Source organism: Serratia inhibens, assembly GCF_003591175.1.
Taxonomy (GTDB): Bacteria; Pseudomonadota; Gammaproteobacteria; order Enterobacterales; family Enterobacteriaceae; genus Serratia; species Serratia inhibens.
This window is the reverse complement of sequence record NZ_QYYG01000005.1, coordinates 94306-111259: the sequence shown is the minus strand read 5'-3', so window position 1 is coordinate 111259 and position 16954 is coordinate 94306. Positions and strand designations below refer to the sequence as shown.

At 58.0% G+C, this 16954-nt stretch carries 15 protein-coding genes; 9 read left to right on the top strand and 6 right to left on the bottom strand.

What is annotated here, in order from left to right:
• Positions 1–525 precede the first annotated feature (525 nt).
• Entirely contained in the window at positions 526–2202 is a 1677-nt protein-coding gene (locus D4100_RS16535; protein ID WP_006321249.1) for an alpha-keto acid decarboxylase family protein, read from the top strand.
• Between the two features lie 12 nt (positions 2203–2214).
• On the opposite strand, the gene D4100_RS16530 is transcribed toward D4100_RS16535, so the two are convergent.
• Positions 2215–3123, bottom strand: coding sequence for a LysR family transcriptional regulator (locus tag D4100_RS16530; RefSeq protein WP_043912976.1), 909 nt, complete (start codon positions 3121–3123; stop codon positions 2215–2217).
• Positions 3124–3189: 66 nt separating this feature from the next.
• Between D4100_RS16530 and D4100_RS16525 the strand changes: the two genes are divergently transcribed.
• Together D4100_RS16525 and D4100_RS16520 are read left to right on the top strand one after the other, a co-directional pair.
• Entirely contained in the window at positions 3190–4035 is an 846-nt protein-coding gene (locus D4100_RS16525) for an alpha/beta fold hydrolase (protein WP_043912977.1), read from the top strand.
• Between the two features lie 29 nt (positions 4036–4064).
• On the top strand, positions 4065–4673 hold the full coding sequence (locus D4100_RS16520; RefSeq protein ID WP_006321252.1) for a glutathione S-transferase: 609 nt from the start codon (positions 4065–4067) through the stop codon (positions 4671–4673).
• Here D4100_RS16520 and D4100_RS16515 read toward each other — a convergent pair.
• Positions 4670–5785: a DUF1615 domain-containing protein gene (locus D4100_RS16515; RefSeq protein WP_119804796.1), complete on the bottom strand. Its 1116-nt coding sequence runs from the start codon at positions 5783–5785 to the stop codon at positions 4670–4672. The two genes, D4100_RS16520 and D4100_RS16515, sit on opposite strands and share 4 nt — an antisense overlap.
• Positions 5786–5917: 132 nt before the next feature.
• Here D4100_RS16515 and D4100_RS16510 point away from each other — a divergent pair, with 132 nt between their 5' ends.
• The 4 genes from D4100_RS16510 (at position 5918) to D4100_RS16495 (ending at position 9840) form a co-directional block, all read left to right on the top strand.
• Positions 5918–6388 carry a GNAT family N-acetyltransferase gene (locus D4100_RS16510; protein ID WP_006321254.1) on the top strand — a complete coding sequence of 157 codons (471 nt, stop codon included), beginning with the start codon at positions 5918–5920 and terminating at the stop codon, positions 6386–6388.
• A gap of 123 nt (positions 6389–6511) precedes the next feature.
• Positions 6512–7372, top strand: a complete 861-nt coding sequence (gene tehB / locus D4100_RS16505; RefSeq protein ID WP_006321255.1) for an SAM-dependent methyltransferase TehB — start codon at positions 6512–6514, stop codon at positions 7370–7372.
• 171 nt (positions 7373–7543) lie between these two features.
• The gene (gene leuE, locus D4100_RS16500) at positions 7544–8182 is read left to right on the top strand and encodes a leucine efflux protein LeuE (RefSeq protein WP_006321256.1); all 639 of its coding nucleotides are present in this window, start codon (positions 7544–7546) and stop codon (positions 8180–8182) included.
• 158 nt (positions 8183–8340) lie between these two features.
• Positions 8341–9840: an aldehyde dehydrogenase family protein gene (locus tag D4100_RS16495; protein ID WP_119804795.1), complete on the top strand. Its 1500-nt coding sequence runs from the start codon at positions 8341–8343 to the stop codon at positions 9838–9840.
• A gap of 35 nt (positions 9841–9875) precedes the next feature.
• On the opposite strand, the gene feaR is transcribed toward D4100_RS16495, so the two are convergent.
• Both feaR and D4100_RS16485 read right to left on the bottom strand, forming a co-directional pair.
• Entirely contained in the window at positions 9876–10790 is a 915-nt protein-coding gene (feaR, locus tag D4100_RS16490) for a transcriptional regulator FeaR (protein ID WP_119804794.1), read from the bottom strand.
• Between the two features lie 194 nt (positions 10791–10984).
• Positions 10985–11623 (bottom strand): protein disulfide oxidoreductase DsbA, encoded by a 639-nt coding sequence (locus D4100_RS16485; protein WP_006321261.1) that lies wholly within the window; start codon positions 11621–11623, stop codon positions 10985–10987.
• Positions 11624–11843: 220 nt separating this feature from the next.
• Between D4100_RS16485 and D4100_RS16480 the strand changes: the two genes are divergently transcribed.
• On the top strand, positions 11844–12092 hold the full coding sequence (locus D4100_RS16480) for a hypothetical protein (protein WP_006321263.1): 249 nt from the start codon (positions 11844–11846) through the stop codon (positions 12090–12092).
• A gap of 329 nt (positions 12093–12421) precedes the next feature.
• Entirely contained in the window at positions 12422–12670 is a 249-nt protein-coding gene (locus D4100_RS16475) for a hypothetical protein (protein WP_119804793.1), read from the top strand.
• A 36-nt stretch (positions 12671–12706) separates the two neighbouring features.
• Here D4100_RS16475 and D4100_RS16470 read toward each other — a convergent pair whose 3' ends face one another.
• Entirely contained in the window at positions 12707–13939 is a 1233-nt protein-coding gene (locus D4100_RS16470) for a YncE family protein (RefSeq protein ID WP_006321267.1), read from the bottom strand.
• A 45-nt stretch (positions 13940–13984) separates the two neighbouring features.
• Positions 13985–16885, bottom strand: a complete 2901-nt coding sequence (locus D4100_RS16465; RefSeq protein ID WP_119804792.1) for a condensation domain-containing protein — start codon at positions 16883–16885, stop codon at positions 13985–13987.
• Positions 16886–16954: the final 69 nt, after the last annotated feature.

Below are 16954 nucleotides of genomic sequence, written 5' to 3'. Positions count from 1 at the left end.
TGCTGCATTTATGTAAATAAAATGTTACGGCCATGCGGCATTGCAAATAACCGTTCATGGCCAGCAGCGGGCCACCTGCAATTTAATGAGACAACCCAGCGGAGATACTTAAAAAGAGTTATTTATGATGGGAGGTCATGCGGGAAAAGCAAAAAAGAAACGGTAATAAAAAATGGGGATTAACCCTGCCGGCAAAAGTACCGAACAACTGCAGAGCATCCCATTATCTGCGCACCCAATCAGATTTTCCCGCTCAATCATATTCAATGAAAAATGCCACCACCCAATAACCTTATTTTTAATATTGGTTAATGGCAACGTAAACCCTCGAATACAATCCCGCCGTTTCCCATACCACCGCCTCAGCTTGAACAAGCGGGGAGTTTAAATAATGGTTAAAACCAGCGAGAAAAACCCGTTTTCGCCAGATCGGGTTATTTCATTAACCGCCACAAAACACCACCGGCAATGTATTTTGCTGATTTCTGCCTGATAAAAGAAAAGAGATAAAATCCGGAGAAACACATGAAAATCACTATTGGAGCCTTTATCCTGCAACAGCTCCGTACCCTGAGCATCGATCGTATCTATGGCGTGCCCGGTGATTATAACCTGGCGCTGCTGGAATTGATTGAACAGGAGGGCGAACTTGAGTTTATCGGTAATTGTAACGAACTGAACGCCTCCTATGCCGCCGACGGCTATGCACGCCTAAAAGGTGCCGGGGCGTTGATCACCACCTACGGCGTGGGCGATCTGGCCGCGTTGTCCGGCATTGCCGGTGCCTATGCCGAATCTGCACCGGTGATCTGCCTGTCCGGTACCCCGCCGCTGCATGCAATGAAAAACCATGAGCTACTGCACCACACGCTGGCGGACGGTAACTTTGATAACGTCATGAACTGTTTTAAACAGTTCACCGTTGCCCAAGCGTTAATTACACCGGAAAATGCGGCAGTGGAAATTCCGCGCGTTATTTCCCGTGCCTGGATAGAAAAGAAACCGGTTTATTTGCAATTGCCCTCCGATATTTGCGATGTCGAAATTGAAATATCACAAGCCGCCACCTCACCGCAATTACCGCAGAGCGATCCTTATAATGTCCAGTTAGCGGCGATGGCACTGCTGGCGCGTATCAAACAGGCGCAAAAACCGATCATTCTGATCGACCAAATGGTGGATCGTTTTCAGCTACAGCAATTAGTTGTCGACGTCGCACATAAATTTGCGATCCCACTCACCAATATGCCGACGGCAAAATGCATTATCCCGGAAACCACCGCAGGCTGGATGGGCGGCTACAGCGGCGACCTGTCGCGCCCCGAATTGTACGATCACATGGCGCACGCCGACTGCGTGCTGACCTTCGGCGTGCGCCTGGTCGATTCCACCACCGGTTATTTCTCGCATCACATCCCTGCCGGTACGCAGATTGATATTCAGCCTTTCTCGCTAAAGCTGGGCAATACCTCCTACCCGGCGGTGGCGGCGGCAGACCTGCTGCAAGCGCTGCTGACGCTGGATAAAGGCATAACTGCCCCGCCGCTGGCGCCGCTCCCCGAACAAAAACACAGGCTGGCGACGCCGGGCGAAGCGGCTCTCGATCAGGCCTATTTCTGGCAACGGATGCAGCGCTTTATTCGGGCGGATGACGTGCTGGTGGTGGAGAACGGCACCTCAGGAGCGGCGATTGGCGGCATGCGCATGCCGGAAGGCGTGAAAGTGGTTAATCAGCCAGTCTGGGGATCGATTGGTTATACCCTGCCGGCGCTGCTCGGCACCATGATGGCCGCGCCACATCGTCGGCACCTGCTGTTTATTGGCGATGGCTCCTTCCAGCTCACCGCCCAGGAGCTATCCACCCTGCTGCGCCATGAGCAAAAACCCATCATCTTCCTGATTAATAACGACGGTTACACCATAGAGCGCTACATTCTCGGGGAAAATTCATCTTACAACGACATTGGCCCCTGGGATTACGCCAAACTGCCGGCGGTGCTCAACCCCCAGGCCACACCGTTCAGCGTGGCGGTCGAAACCACTCAACAGCTGGAGCTGGCGCTGGAACAGGCTTCACGCCAGGATCGGCTGGCCTTTATCGAAGTCAGGGTGCCAATGATGGATACCCCACCGGTGATGAAAGAGTTCTGCAACCGCTGCAATAACTTCAACTTCGGCCTGACCAACCCGCGCCGCGCATAACTGCGCAGTTTCTCAGGAAGCGGCAGTTTTCCCCAGTGCCTGCACAACCCGCTGCTGTAGCCTTTGCAGCAGCGGATTGTGCCGCTTGGCGCCCAGGCGCAGCGCATTCACCACTTCCGGCAGCGGCATGCGGCGTTCAAACCCGGCATCGACCTGTACCCGGCGATCGAGACACTGCTGATTGAGCAGGCCAATCCCCATTCCCGCAGAAATGGCCACCAGCATGCCGGCTATCGAGGGGCACTCTACGCAGACCCGGTAATCGATGCCCGCCGCGCTCAGACGTTCCTCCGCCAGGCCGCGGTAAAAACAGTCCGGCCCGTAGCTCACCAGCTTCACCCTCTCGCCCGGCTGATAATGCCACCCTGGCGGGACACACCAGTGAATGCGTTCGCTTTCCAGCGCCACATCCTCGGCGCTCAGGGCATCGCGGAACTGCTGATGCAGCACCAGATCAAGATCCCCCTTCGCCAACGCGCTGCGCAATACCTGGCTTTGTTCAATCACCAACTGCACGTCAACCTGCGGATGCTGATGGGTAAATGCCGTCAGCAAGGCGGCGAGTTGGGCCAGCGGCATCTGTTCCGTGGCGCCAAAACGTACCACGCCCTGCAACGACGAGGGCGAGAAGTGGGCCAGCGCCCGATCGTGAGCCTGCAGAATGCACCGCCCGTGCAGCAGCAACGCCTCGCCGTCGGCGGTGGCGGTCAACACACCGCCCTGACGATCGATCAGAATACGGCCCAGCTGTTCCTCCAGCCGTTTGATTTTCCAGCTCACCGCCGACTGGCTGAGATTGAGCTGCTGCGCGGCGCGCGTCATGCTGCCGGTATCAATGACGCTTTGCAGCGCCCGTAATGCATCGATGGATAAACGCGGATTCATCTGCACACCATGACAAAAGTGGGATTTATTCACCATAACTTGTCATTGGCGTCATGAAAAGAGAATGGGTAGGTTGGGTACAGCCACCCCAATGGAGAGAGCATCATGAACAACTTCCCTACCCTGCTCGATCGGCACATCATCGTCGATGGTCATCGCATTGCCGCCGGCGTGCACGGTTCAGGCGATCCGCTGGTGCTGGTGCACGGTACGCCCGCCCACTCGATAATCTGGCGTAACCTGCTGCCCAGGCTGACGGCAGCGGGCTTTCAGGTCCACCTCTACGATTTACTGGGCTTTGGCGCGTCAGAACGCCCGCTGTCAGCAGACACGTCGATTGCCGCACAGGCGGAGTTGCTGATTGGCCTGCTGGATCATTGGCAGTTGGATACCGCCCACGTCTTTGGTCACGATATTGGCGGCGCGCTGTCATTACGTGCGGCGTTTAGCCATGCGGAGCGCTTTCGCTCGCTGACCATCGCGGATATTTGCAGCTACGATTCCTGGCCTTCTCCCACCTGGCGCGGTATTCGCGATAACTATCGTCAGTACGCCGTAATGGACGAGCGGCAACATGCGCAAACCCAGGAGCGACAGTTAAAAATGGCGGTGTTCAACAAATCGCTGATGGAAGGTGAATTATTGCGGCGCTATCTGGCGCCAATCGTCGGCGTGGTCGGCCAACCGGCGTTCTACCAGCAGCAAATAGCTCATTACCATGCCCGCTATACTGAGGATTTCGCGCAGCGCCTGCCTGAACTGCGCCTGCCGGTGCAGATCCTGTGGGGCGAAAACGATGAATGGCAACCGGTCAGTTACGCCTACCGTTTGCAGGCCGACATTCCCGATGCCAGGCTGCAGGTGATCCCCCAAGCGGGGCATTTTCTCATGGAAGACGCGCCGGAGGCGGTGGCACAGCGGCTGGTGGCATTTATACACTCACTTTAAACCGGGCAATATGCCCAGGAGAAAACCTGATGCAACTGATTGGCATGCTGGATTCACCCTATGTGCGCCGGGTGGCTATTTGCCTGAAATTATTGGGCGTCGAATTTGAACACCGCGCAGTGTCGGTATTTAGCGATTTTGAACGGTTCAAAACCCTCAACCCGGTGGTGAAAGCCCCGACGCTGGTGTTGGCCGACGAGCAAATCCTGATGGATTCCTCGCTAATTCTGGAGTACGCCGCCGGGTTGGCCCCCGCAGGCCAGGCTCTGCTGCCGGCGCACGGGCCTGCACGGTTACGCGCTTTACAGCTGACCGGGCTGGCGCTGGCCGCCTGCGAAAAAACGGTGCAAATCGTTTATGAACGGCAACAACGCCCGCAGGAGAAACAGCATCAGCCGTGGTTGGATCGCGTTCAGGGCCAATTGCTGGCGGCTTACGCCGAACTGGAGAAATTTCTGGCGAAAACCGCCGCGGTACCGCAGCCAATGGGCAGCGCGGAGGTCAGCGTGGCGGTGGCCTGGAGCTTTACTCAACTGATGCTGCCCGAACGGATCACCGCGCAGGCGCACCCGGTACTGGCGGCGTTTACCGCGCAAGCCGAGCAACACCCCGCGTTTATCAGCACCCCTCAGGTTTAACCTGCCGATGCGCGCGCCAGACAACGCTGGCGCCGCTCATCCACCCGCTTGGCAAACCAGGCGGTGGTGAGCTTACGGGTGATTTTCGGGCTTTCCAGCTGGATGCCCGGCAGCATTTCACGCGGTAACTTCTTGCCGACCGTTTTTTCCGCCAGCGCATAGACCCGCTCATAAAGACGGGTGTCGGCAAACTCGAGCAGATCCCCTTTCTCCAGTGCCCCGCGAATCGCCGAATCGCTCATATCCAATCGTTTTCCGAGCGTGCGTACCGCCAACTCGGTGGAGCCGGGCTTATCGGTGCCGTAGTTAATCAAATCACCGTCCAGCGCCAGCGGAATGCCGCTCGCCCGGCTGACCGCACTCTGGAACGCCGCATTGCGGCTGGCGTACCAGCCGGCATTGAAATCGGCAAAACGGTAGATCGGCTGGCTGTAGTCGGCCGGGTAACCCAACAGGTGCGCGATGCCAAAGTACATACCGCCACGGCGACTGAACACTTCACGGCGGATCGAGCCGTCGATCGGGTATGGATAACCTTTGGCGTGCGCCTCGGCAAAGGCGATGCTCACCTGCATCGGCCCGGCGGTATGCACCGGGTTCAGGCTACCGAACAGTTTTTGCCCCATCGGGACCGTATCGATCATGTCATCAAAGATGTCGCTCAGATCCTTCTCGGTGCGCACTTTATCCAGCCGCTCGCTGTAACTTTTGCCGTTCGGCGATTTGATCAGCAGCGCGGTATGCACCAGAAAGTTCGGGATATGCAACTGATCGGCACGGCGATCGATCTCTTTCCAGGCGATGTTGGGCAACCCCGCGACCGGCGGATTGGCCTGGAAGGTCGACTCTTGCTCGGTCACCGCCAGCACCGAACACAGGTTTTCGGTGTTCGGTTCTATGCCCTGTGCGGCAAAGGCGGCGGTGATGTCGGTGGCCCAGCCCTGGCGATCGGCAGCCTTGGCCGGCATCAGCCGCACCAGCTGCGCCTTGACGTCGGCGAGACGATGCTCCGGCGCCTTGATGGTTTTACTGGTACAGCCGGCCAATACCAGCAGCGCGGCCAGGCTCAGCGGGCCTAAGGTTGTTGGGGCGATAAAACGGCGAATTGTCATCTTTTCCCTGATCGTTTGGCATAATCTGCACTGAAGTTAGCCCAGCCGGGGAACGCGATCCAGTTAAAAATAGGCTAATCAGACCGCCTGGGCTAAGCTCTGACGGCGAAATAAACATCAAGGGATAATCCAATGATTGAACTCAGGGACATGAACCCGCAAGAATTTGAGCGCTATCGCACCCACGGCATTGAGGAATACGCTAAGGATCTGGCACGCGTGCTGCTGTTGAACCGGGAGCAGGCGCTGGTTGAAGCTACTGCCACCTTCAACGACTCGCTGCCCAATGGGGCGGCAACCTCGGGCCATCGGCTGGTTTGTGCCCGGCTGGCGGGCTCGGCAGAAAATATCGCCCTCGTTTGGTACGCCATCAAACAACGGACTTATGGCAAGCAGCTGTTTATTTATGATTTTGAAGTGGAAACCGCCTGGCGCGGCAAGGGTTACGGCGAACAGATCCTGAACGCGGTGCTGGACGCCGGCCGGGCCGACGGCGCGGAATATGCCGAGCTGGCGGTCTTCAACGACAACCCGACTGCGGCACGGCTGTATGCCCGGCTGGGCTTCAACGCGGTAAACACCCGTATGCATCGCAGGCTGTAAACCGCGCCTTTCCTCCTCGCAGGCATGTTCAAAGCGCCAATAAACATGTATTTTATATGCAACATATGAAATCATTTTGTTCGCCCGCCACGCGCCGGCAACGCCAAGCCTCAGGAGAGACGCATGAACGATCTGCTTTGTTATAAAACGCTGCCGCAATGGAACAGCGCCACGCTGCCGGCCACCTTCCAGCAACAACACAACACCCAGGCCGGTACCTGGGCCAGGCTTACCCTGCTGAGCGGCACCCTGACCTTCGCGCTGATGACGCAAGAGGGCGAAACCACCGAAACCTGGCAGTTCAGCCCCGAGAGCCAACCGCCGTTTATCGAACCGCAGCAATGGCACCGCATCGTTTCATTCTCTGACGACATGATCTGCCAACTGGCGTTCTATTGTTCGCCGGAAGATTACTACGCTAAAAAATATGAGCTGACGCGCACCCACTCCGAAGTGATCGAAGCCGCGCGGCACATCGCCCCCGGCAAGACGCTGGATCTGGGTTGCGGCGGCGGGCGCAATTCACTTTATCTCAACCTGAAAGGCTTTGACGTCACCGCATGGGACAAACACTTGCCATCGATTGAGAAGCTCAACGGCATCATCGACAGCGAAGCCCTGTCGCACATCCGCGCCGGCACGCTGGACCTCAACACCCACTCTTTCAGCGGCGAATACGACTTTATTCTTTCCACCGTGGTGTTCATGTTCCTGAACCGGGAGCGGATCCCCTCTCTGGTGCAAGAAATGCAAAATGGCACCCGCAGCGGCGGCCATAACCTGATCGTCGCGGCGATGGATACCCCGGATTACCCTTGCAGCCTGCCCTTTCCGTTCACCTTTAAGCCGGGTGAGCTGAAAGACCATTACCGGGGCTGGGAAATCCTCAAATACAACGAGGATGTCGGCCAACTGCACAAAACCGACGCCGCCGGCAACCGCATTTCCCTGCGTTTCGCCACGCTGTTGGCGCGTAAGCCTTAACCCGGAACAAAACATTGGCGTTAGCCGCAGCGGGTTTTGACTGACGCCATTTTCGGCAAACAACATGAAGTTTATTACGTTGCCAACCCAGCTTCACAGCGTTAGGATCGCGGCCGGCTACGGGCGTAGCCAGTTTTTTTGCCTGTCAGTTCCGCGCATGGAGAGGTTATTGTGTTAGAAAGTTTTGGCGTCCTGAATCTTTGGACCTATCTGGCGGGGGTGATTTTCATCATCATCCTGCCGGGCCCGAATACGCTGTACGTACTGAAAACCGGGGTTTCACGCGGCGTACGCGCCGGCTATACCGCCGCGCTGGGGGTGTTTATCGGCGATGCGATCCTGATCTTCTGCGCCTATATCGGCGTGGCTTCGTTGATCCGTACCACACCGTTCCTGTTTACCCTGGTGCGTTTTCTCGGTGCGATTTACCTGCTGTTCCTGGGCGCAAAAATCCTCTACGCCACCTTTATCCAGAAAAACGCGGCACAGCAACAGCAAGTTGAAGGCGGCCACAGCATCCTGCGCAAATCGCTGACGCTGAGCCTGACCAACCCGAAGGCGATTTTGTTTTACGTGTCGTTCTTCGTGCAGTTTATCGACTTCAACTATGCCCACACCGGCCTGTCGTTCACTATCCTGGCCGTGATCCTCGAGTCGGTCAGTTTTATCTACATGACTACGCTGATCTTCTCCGGCGCGATGCTGGCGCACTTCTTTAACCATAAGAAAGGGCTGGCAAAACTGGGCAACGGCCTGATTGGTCTGCTGTTCCTCGGCTTCGCCACCCGCCTGGCGACGCTCAGTTCGTAATCTCCGTTTAGCAACGGCTGAGCGTCTCAGCCGTTCCCTCCTCGCAGACTGTCACGCAGCACAAACCGAATGTCAGGCAGACAAAAGGCGATCCCGGCCGCCTGTTGTAGGCTTTAAAGGTTAACGATAACGACCTTTTTTGTCTGACAGGAGGGCGTATGCCTGGCAATACTCAAGCAGTGATGGACAGCGTTTCGCGTTTTCTCGATCGTCAACACGGGCTGTATATCGACGGCCAATGGTGCGAATCCAGCGCCGATAGCCGGTTGGCGGTGTATAACCCCGCCGATGGGCAGCCAATCTCCTCCACCGCCGATGCCAACGCGCAGGACGTAGCCCGTGCGGTGCAATCGGCCCATAAAGCCTTCACAACCGGGGTCTGGGCACAGCGCTTGCCGGCCGAACGCGAGCGTATTTTGCTGCGCTATGCCGATCTGGTTGAACAACACGCCGAAGAATTGGCCCAGCTGGAAACCCTGGAACAGGGCAAATCAATCAATATCGCCCGCGCCTTTGAAGTGGGCTGCACGCTGAACTGGATGCGCTATACCGCCGGGCTGACCACCAAGATTGTCGGCCAGACCCTGGATGTGTCGATCCCGATGCCGCCGGGCGCAAAATATCAGGTCTATACCCGTAAAGAGCCGATTGGCGTGGTGGCCGGCATAGTGCCGTGGAACTTCCCGCTGATGATCGGCATGTGGAAGGTGATGCCGGCGCTGGCGGCGGGCTGTTCGATCGTGATCAAGCCGTCTGAAACCACCCCGCTGACGCTGCTGCGCATGGCCGAGTTGGCCACCGAGGCCGGCGTTCCGCCGGGCGTATTCAACGTGGTGACCGGCCGTGGCACCGGTTGCGGCAAAGCGCTGACCGAACACCCGCTGATCGCCAAAGTGAGCTTTACCGGTTCCACCCCGGTCGGCAAAAGCATCGCACGCAACGCGGCGGATCGCCTGACCCGCGTCACGCTGGAGCTGGGCGGTAAAAACCCGGCCATCGTGCTGAAAGATGCGGATCCGCAACAGGTGATCGAAGGCCTGATGATGGGCAGTTTCCTCAACCAGGGCCAGGTGTGCGCCGCCAGCTCGCGGATTTACATCGAAGCGCCGATTTACGACAGGCTGGTGGCCGGGTTCGAGCAGGCGGTGAAGTCGCTGTCGGTCGGGCCGGGCATGGACGCCACGGCACAGATAAACCCGCTGGTCTCACGCGATCACCGCAATAAAGTGGCGGCCTATCTGGATGATGCCAGAGCCAAGCACGCAGAGTTGATCAGTGGTGCAGCCGGGCCGGATGCGCAAGGATTCTACATCCCGCCGACGCTGGTGATTAACCCGGACGACAAGCTGAACCTGACGCGTGAAGAAGTGTTTGGCCCGGTGGTCAACCTGATCCGGGTCGCGGACGCCGAAGAGGCGCTGGGCAAAGCCAACGACACCGACTACGGCCTGACCGCCAGCCTGTGGACCACCAGTCTGCAACAGGCGATGGCTTTGACGCCGCGCATTCAGGCCGGTACGGTGTGGGTCAATACGCATACGTTGATCGACGCCAACATGCCGTTCGGCGGTTTCAAACAGTCCGGCAGCGGTCGCGACTTCGGCCCCGACTGGCTGGACGCCTATACCGAAACCAAATCGGTGTGCATTCGCTATTGATAATCGGCTAAATCATCAGGGCGCCGCCCGCGGCGCTACTGATACTGTTTACGGTACTCGCTCGGCGAAACGCCAAAGCGGGCTTTGAAGGCAGTAGAAAAGTGGCTGTGATCGGTAAAACCCCAGTCATAGCCGACCGTGGCCAGTTTTTGCCGCCCCGGCGCGCTGCGCAAGGCCTGCGCGCACAGATCCAGACGGCGGTTCTTGATGTACTGGGCTACTACCAGCCCCTGGCGGGCGAACATCCGGTACAGGCTGCGTACCGAAACGCCAAGCTCCCCGGCAATCCACTCTGGTCGCAACCGCTCCGACTGAATATGCGTATCAATCAATGCCAGCGAGCGGGCGAAGAGCTGCGGCTGCGCTTCGGATGCCACGTCAGGGTCGACAAGTGCCGGCCGCAGCAACGTAGCCACCGCGTTCAGGATCGCTTCGCTCTCTGCAGCGCTCGTCTGCGGGTCTTGCATGCAGCCCAATACCAGCTGCCGGCTGAGCCGCACCAGGCTGTTTTCCGCCCCGATCCTTCGCGCGCACGGCAAACCGGTCACGCCCAGAGGTTGTTCGATATAGCTGCGCGGCATCAGTAAGGAAATTTGGCGGGAATCCTGTTGAAAGGTAAAGCTGCTGGGCCGAGAAGCGTCTATTAACGTGACGTCGCCGGCGGACAACACAGCCTGCCGGTCGCCTTGCTCCATCAATGCGCTACCGCGCAGTTGAAAGACGGTAAAAAAATGCGAACCGTCGCTGCGGGCAATCTCCAGTGGCGTGCGATACAACCGGGTTTGGGCGGCATCCACCACGCTCAGGCGCAGCGCGTGCGTGCGGAACTCCTGTATCGCGCCGCTAAACCCCGGCCCCAGCGTCTTGGCGCAAAAGCGGCCGCAGGCGGAATTGATTTTCCCCAACCACTCCTCAAATCCGGCGTCTCTGACCTGTGCGGAAATTGCCATGGTTTTCCCCTTCAAACGCCCGCGATGAAACCGCGAGCGTTGCTGAACAGAAAACAAACATAACAATCCGATAACACACGATCAACGCCGGGACGGCGATCTGGCGCAGGGATCACAGATTGCACATTTCGCCATGCATAAATGAAAAACCCGGCCATCGCCGGGTCGGTCAAAGTAAAGTTACCGGCGCGCCGCTATGGTTGCGTATCCAGCAAATGCCGGACCACGGCCGCGTACTCCTGCGCGTAGCCGTCGACGCTGGTACTCGCCATACCGGCGTTATCGATCTTGTATTTGCCGGAAACATAAAACGACGGCGTCGCACGCACATCCAGCGCCTTCACCGCTTCGTTCTGCTTGGCGATCAGGCCTTTCACCAGCAGGCTGTGGCGCGCATTTTCATAAGCGGCCGCATCCACGCCGGCAGCGCTGAACACCCGCTGGATATCCTCAACGCTGTTGATGGCGCGCTTCTTTTGCAGCTCGTCAAACAACGGCCCTTCAATTTTATCCTCAATCCCCAGCACCATCGCCACCGACCAGGCCTCGGTCAGTTCGTTGCCCAGTTTGCCCATCAGGCCAACGTGATATTTAGTCAGTTTAGTGCCGGCAGGCAGCGCCTGGCTGACGGTGCTGCCGACGTGATAGGTATCGGCAAACTGATAGCAAGGGCCGCAGTAGAAGGAGAAGAATTCCACCACCGCCGGTGCGGAGGCCACCGGCTTATCCAGGCGGGTATATTGTTCACCTTCGCGATAATCCGCCGCAGTAGCGGCAGGAAGCAATAACATCAGTAGTACAGCGGCGATTAACCGATTCATTTTAGCCATCATAAACACTCCCGTTTCAGATTCGACTATTGTCCCTAACGGCGGTGTTTATAATAAAATTATCGGTTCAAGACCAGTTTTTATTACCTTCTGTTTATGTGGATTTGAGCCACATCAAAGAGCAGCCTGGGTTGTGAGTGGCATTCTCTGCCTCAGGCGCTATGCTTGAAGAAGGCATCAATGAATTCACAATTGCGCCAGGAGATGCAGTACCGAGGTAAATATGACACTGATTAATAAAAACATTGGTGAGTATGACTTCACTGCAGAGAAGAAAGCGGGAGTGATCACCGGCACCATCAGCGGCGAATTCCCGGACAGCGACGCCAATCTGCCGTTGATCCCGTTTTCAGGTACCTTTGCCTCCCCTACCATCTCAGAGGCGATTGAGGATATTACGCGGCAATTTCCTGACATTGAACCGGCGATAGTCGACTTATTGCGGGCTGAAATGCTTAAGGCGGGATATTAACTCCCGGCCTCTTCGATTAGAATAATCTTACTTACGGAATCTTTTCGGTTTGCCTACTCTTTCCATATTGCTAACCCCCACGTCGGAAGATAATACTAGCCACCTCGATTTAGTTATAAAGGTTATATTATGCGTCGTATTTTTATTTTCATCAGCGCGGTGACTATTAGCGCAATGCTGTCCGGTTGTTTATTCCCACCTCCTGGTGGCGGCGGCGGGCGCGGTGGCCATGGCGGTCCTGGTTATCATTTTAACGCACCACGTTAAATAACAGCCCCTTTAATATGGGGCTTAATAAAAATATATTTATCAAAACTCAGGATGTAATAATGAAAAAACTGATGCTTATCATCACCGCCATGATGGCGTTAAATAGCATGCAGGTCTTCGCGGCGCCGCCGGTAAATGAATCTAATGAAAAACCGGTTATTCATCAAAATAATAAAAAACCGCATGGCAATAAAATACCGCCAAAGACGCATCACAATAAAAAACCGATCAAGAAGACGCACAACCCAGCGCCGGAAAAACGCGCGCCAGAGGTTCGCCCCGAGCCTAACAAGCATTCCGGTTATTAAATCTGCGTCAGCGGTGGCTGACGCAGCATGGGAAGGTTAGTTTTTGTGCAGTTGAATGCGCACTACGCTTTCCGGTTTGCCGGCTTTGGTGCTTGCGCCATCATTTTTCACCGTCACGAACAGCGCATTGTTGCGCGTATCCAGCGCCAGGCTGTTAGGATGCGGCGGCAGCGCCAGGGTTTGCAGGCGCTTGAGGGTGTTAGAATCAAACACCGTCAAGGTGCCCGCCCCCTGATCGACGCGGATCCCATTACGGTTGGCAACGTACAGGCGTTGATTGCCGTCGTCCAACAGCAGGCCGATCGGCACTTCATCCGTCAGTTCGCTGGCCAGCACCTTGCCGCTGTCCGCATCCAGAGCAAATACCCGGTGCCCGCTGCTGCGCTTGGCGTATTCGTGCTCCAGATGAGTGTTGCGGTAGTCGTCGCGATCGATCCCCTGATCCACCCCTAACAAACGATTATTCTTGCCGTCATACACCAGATTCAGCAATTGATCCGCCTGGATCTCTTTCGTCGAGGTGATCGCCAGCGTATCGGCATTCAGGGTGATCAACTGCCCCTGCATGTTGGAGACAAATACCCGTCGTCCTTTCTCATCGAGCGTGATGCCCACCGCGTTATAGCCAAAGCCGGGAATGATTTTTTCCAGCTTGTTATTGCGGGTGTCGACCACAAACAGCACGCTATCCACGCCAAACCCCAGCCCCGGCAGGAACAGGCGGCCAGTCTGCGCGTCATATTTCACCTCGCGGATGCGGTACTGGTAATCCTCGGTAATCTTGAAGCGCTTAAGCTCCTTGAGCAGGAATTCGAGCCGTTTGCCGCTGATGCCCGCCTGTTTGTAGGTCTGCTCAAGCATCGTCTTTTCGGTCACCGGGATGCTGCTCAGCGCACGGTTGGTCTGAGTATCCACCACGCCGACCGAGCCGTTGAAACCCTGCGTCAGGTACAGCCGTTTACCGGCGTCATCCAGCGCCACGCCAAACCCCTTAACCTGCAGCGGGATCTCCGCTTGCACCGCCAGCGTTGCCGGATCCAGGCGCAATACGCGGGAACGCGCCTCTTCCTTCCAGTCCGGCGCGCTGACAAACAGCGACTGCTGGCTCGGGCTGTAGGCTATCTCCACCAGCGCAGACGACAGCGGTTGACGCTGGATATCCTCTGGTTTGATCCCGGCATCGCGGGCCTGAGCCGCACCGGCCACCACCAACGAGGTTGCAATCAACAGCGACAGTAAGGCGCGGGGTGTTCCTATTGTTCCAGACATCCGTTTATCTCCTTGAAATAATAAAACCCGTTAGGGTGAACAACGTCATTCCTGCGGCGCCGGCGACAAAGCCGACAGCGGGATGTCCCCGCCGGCGTGCTGCGCAAAATGTGAGAACACGCGCTGAATGGTGCCGGCGATCAGTTCCGCCTGTTGAGCGGTGTAGTGATCGGTGCGGTAGGTCATCATCACGCGCAGGGATTTCACACCATCGAGGTTTTCCTCCATCACCTCAAACTGCAGGCCCAGCAGCGATTCGGTTTTTTCCGGCTCCACCTGGCGGTAAGCCACCGTACTGCCGTCTTGCAGGGTGAATTCCCCGTTCAGCTTGATGCGGCTGTGGATCTGAATGAACACTTCGAACATGTGATTCTTGCGATCGGCATGCGCGCCAAACAGCCCCTCCTCCACCAGGTCGATCGGGATATCGGTGTAGGGCATCGAGCCGTTAATGGTGTTTTTGACCTGGTCGATCAGCCCCGCCAGCGTCAGTGAGTCAGCGAAACGCACCCGGTGCACTACCACGGTGGTGAAGTAGCCGACGGTGTCGAAGAATTCGGCGTCGTTACGGCCGGAAGTAGAGGTGCCCACCAGCAGATCCGCCGGGCCGCCAAGCAGGCGCAGGGCGGTGGTAATACCGGCGTAGACCACGTTGAACAGTGAAGCGTTGTTCTTTCTGGCCTGCGCGTACAGCCCATCCGCCACCGTCGGATCGACGTCGAACTCCAGCCACCCACCGTTGACGTCGGCCTCTGCCGGTACCGCAGGATGGTGTGAAGGCTCCTGCTGGAACAAAGGTTGGCCGACCGCTGCATCGCGCAGGTTATCGAGCCAGTAATCCAGGTGTTTTTGCCTGACGCCGCTCGCCTGTTGCTGCCGGGCGAAGGCATAAAACTGCGGCACCTCGGTTTTCCACGTCGGCGGCTGCCCCGCCACGCGATGGCGGTAGGCAATGCCGAGTTCTTCCATCATCAGGTTCAGCGACCACTCGTCCAGCACCACATGGTGGAACAGCAGCGAGAGCAACTGCCGGCCCGTTGCCGCGTCGCGCAGGAAGGTGGCGCGCAGCGGCAGCTCGGCGGCCAGGTTAAAGCGGTGTTCGCCGGCTTTGGCCAGCATTTCGCTCGCGTCGCCGGGCGGGGTTTCATGGGAGAAACGGAACCAGGCATAGTCCGGCAGCTCAACGGCCGGCACCACCTGCTGACGCACCTCGCCTTGCTGCTCGATAAACAGCGAGCGCAATACGCTGTGGCGCACCATCACGTCAATAAACGCCTGACGCAACGCCCCTTCATCCACAGGATCGAGGAAGCTGATGGCGAACGGCAGATTGAAGATTTCGTCGTGGCCAAACGCTTCGTAAACCTTCCACAAAGAGTGCTGCGCCAGTGACAGCGGCGCCTGTACCGCTTCGCCCTGATCCTGCGTGACCCGCTCCGCCACCGGGGCCGCAGCCGCCTGCCGTTTCGCGTAAACCGACAGCCCGCGGGCAGTGGCGTGGCTGAACAGATCGTTAATGTTAAGCTCGATGCGGTGCAGGCTAAGCAGCCGACCGATAACGCGGGTCGCCACCAGCGAGTGCCCGCCGCGATCGAAGAAATCGTCATCGAGGGTCATCTCCGGCGCGGCCAGCGCGTCGCGGAACTCCGCCAAAATCAGCTGCGCGATCTCTCCATCTTCTTCGTCGTCCGGCGCCATAGGCCGTTCACTGGCGGGAAGCGGCGCCGCCGTTATCCTCTGCCCGGTAAGGGAAGCGACAAACTGTTCCAGCAGGAAAGGCGCTGCATGCGGAGATAACCTGGGGTCTGCGACCAGCTCCAGCAGCACAGAGTCGGGATCCGGCAGGCTGAGGGCCAGCACCAGTTCAAAGGGGGTATGCAGCGGCGGCAACAACAGGCGCACGGCGCTCACGCCATCGAGCTGCAAAGCCACCGACGGATCCGCCAGCCAGGTCACCAGCAGTTGGGCCAGGACTGGGTTCGGCTCTTCCGCCGTTTGTTGCGCCAACAGCCTGTTCAATGGCTCAGGGTCAGGGTGTTGCAAGGTCAGGCGTTTCAAGCGGGTGGTGCCCGCCAGGCTCTCCAGGCCGATAGCCTCTTGCGCATCCCCCTGCGGCACGCACAGTTGCAGCGGCTGCCCACCGGCCTGGGCGGAGATAAAGCCGGCAAAGCGAACGGCGACCGCCGCCAGCAACTGCGCCGGGTTTTCGGCGGCGGGTAATATCCTGCGCGCCACGCGGGCCGCGATGCGTACACCGGCCTGCGCCAGAATGCCCTCCTGCTGCGCGGCCGGACGATAATCTCGCAGCATCGCATGGCGCGGCCACGGCAGAACCAGACCGGTACTTTCCGGCAATCGCGCATTTAATCCCACCGGCGGCAGATCGGCATATATCGGCACCGGCTCCTGCCGGTTATACAGCGCCGACAGCCGGGTCAATAGGTGCCGGCATGACAGCGTTTCAGCCAAAATATCGTGCGCAACCACGCCCAGCACGGCGTTTGCACCCGTGAACAACCAAAAACGCAGCGGCGCTTCCCGCGCCAGCTCAAGCGGCGTGGCCTGCGCCTGCAACAAGCGGCTGACCGCCTGTTCTTCGCTCGTCACCGGCTGAATGCTCACCGGGTTCAGCGGCGCATTGCCGCGCAGCTTGCGTAAACCTAGCTCATCATCGAAATCATAGCGGACGTCCAGCTCCGGCATCTGCCGCGTAAGGGCCTCCAGCGCGCTGGCCAGCCTGCCGATATCCGGCTCACCGCCCAACCGCCACGCCATCGCCTGTTGGCAGCCGCCGTCTCCCCGCTGCTGGTGGGTGAACCACGCCAGCTCTTCCGCCTCACTCAAAGGCTGCGCGGCATCCGCCGCCCGGTCGCCCAGCGTCTTGAACGCCAGATCCAGACGCTGGGCCTCGTCGTCGCTCAGAATATTGTCAAAATAACCGCTCACTGCTCTATCTCCTTGTGCCCGATCGCGCCTGAACGTCGGGGAACGCTTGGTCATAAGCAGGGGCGTTTG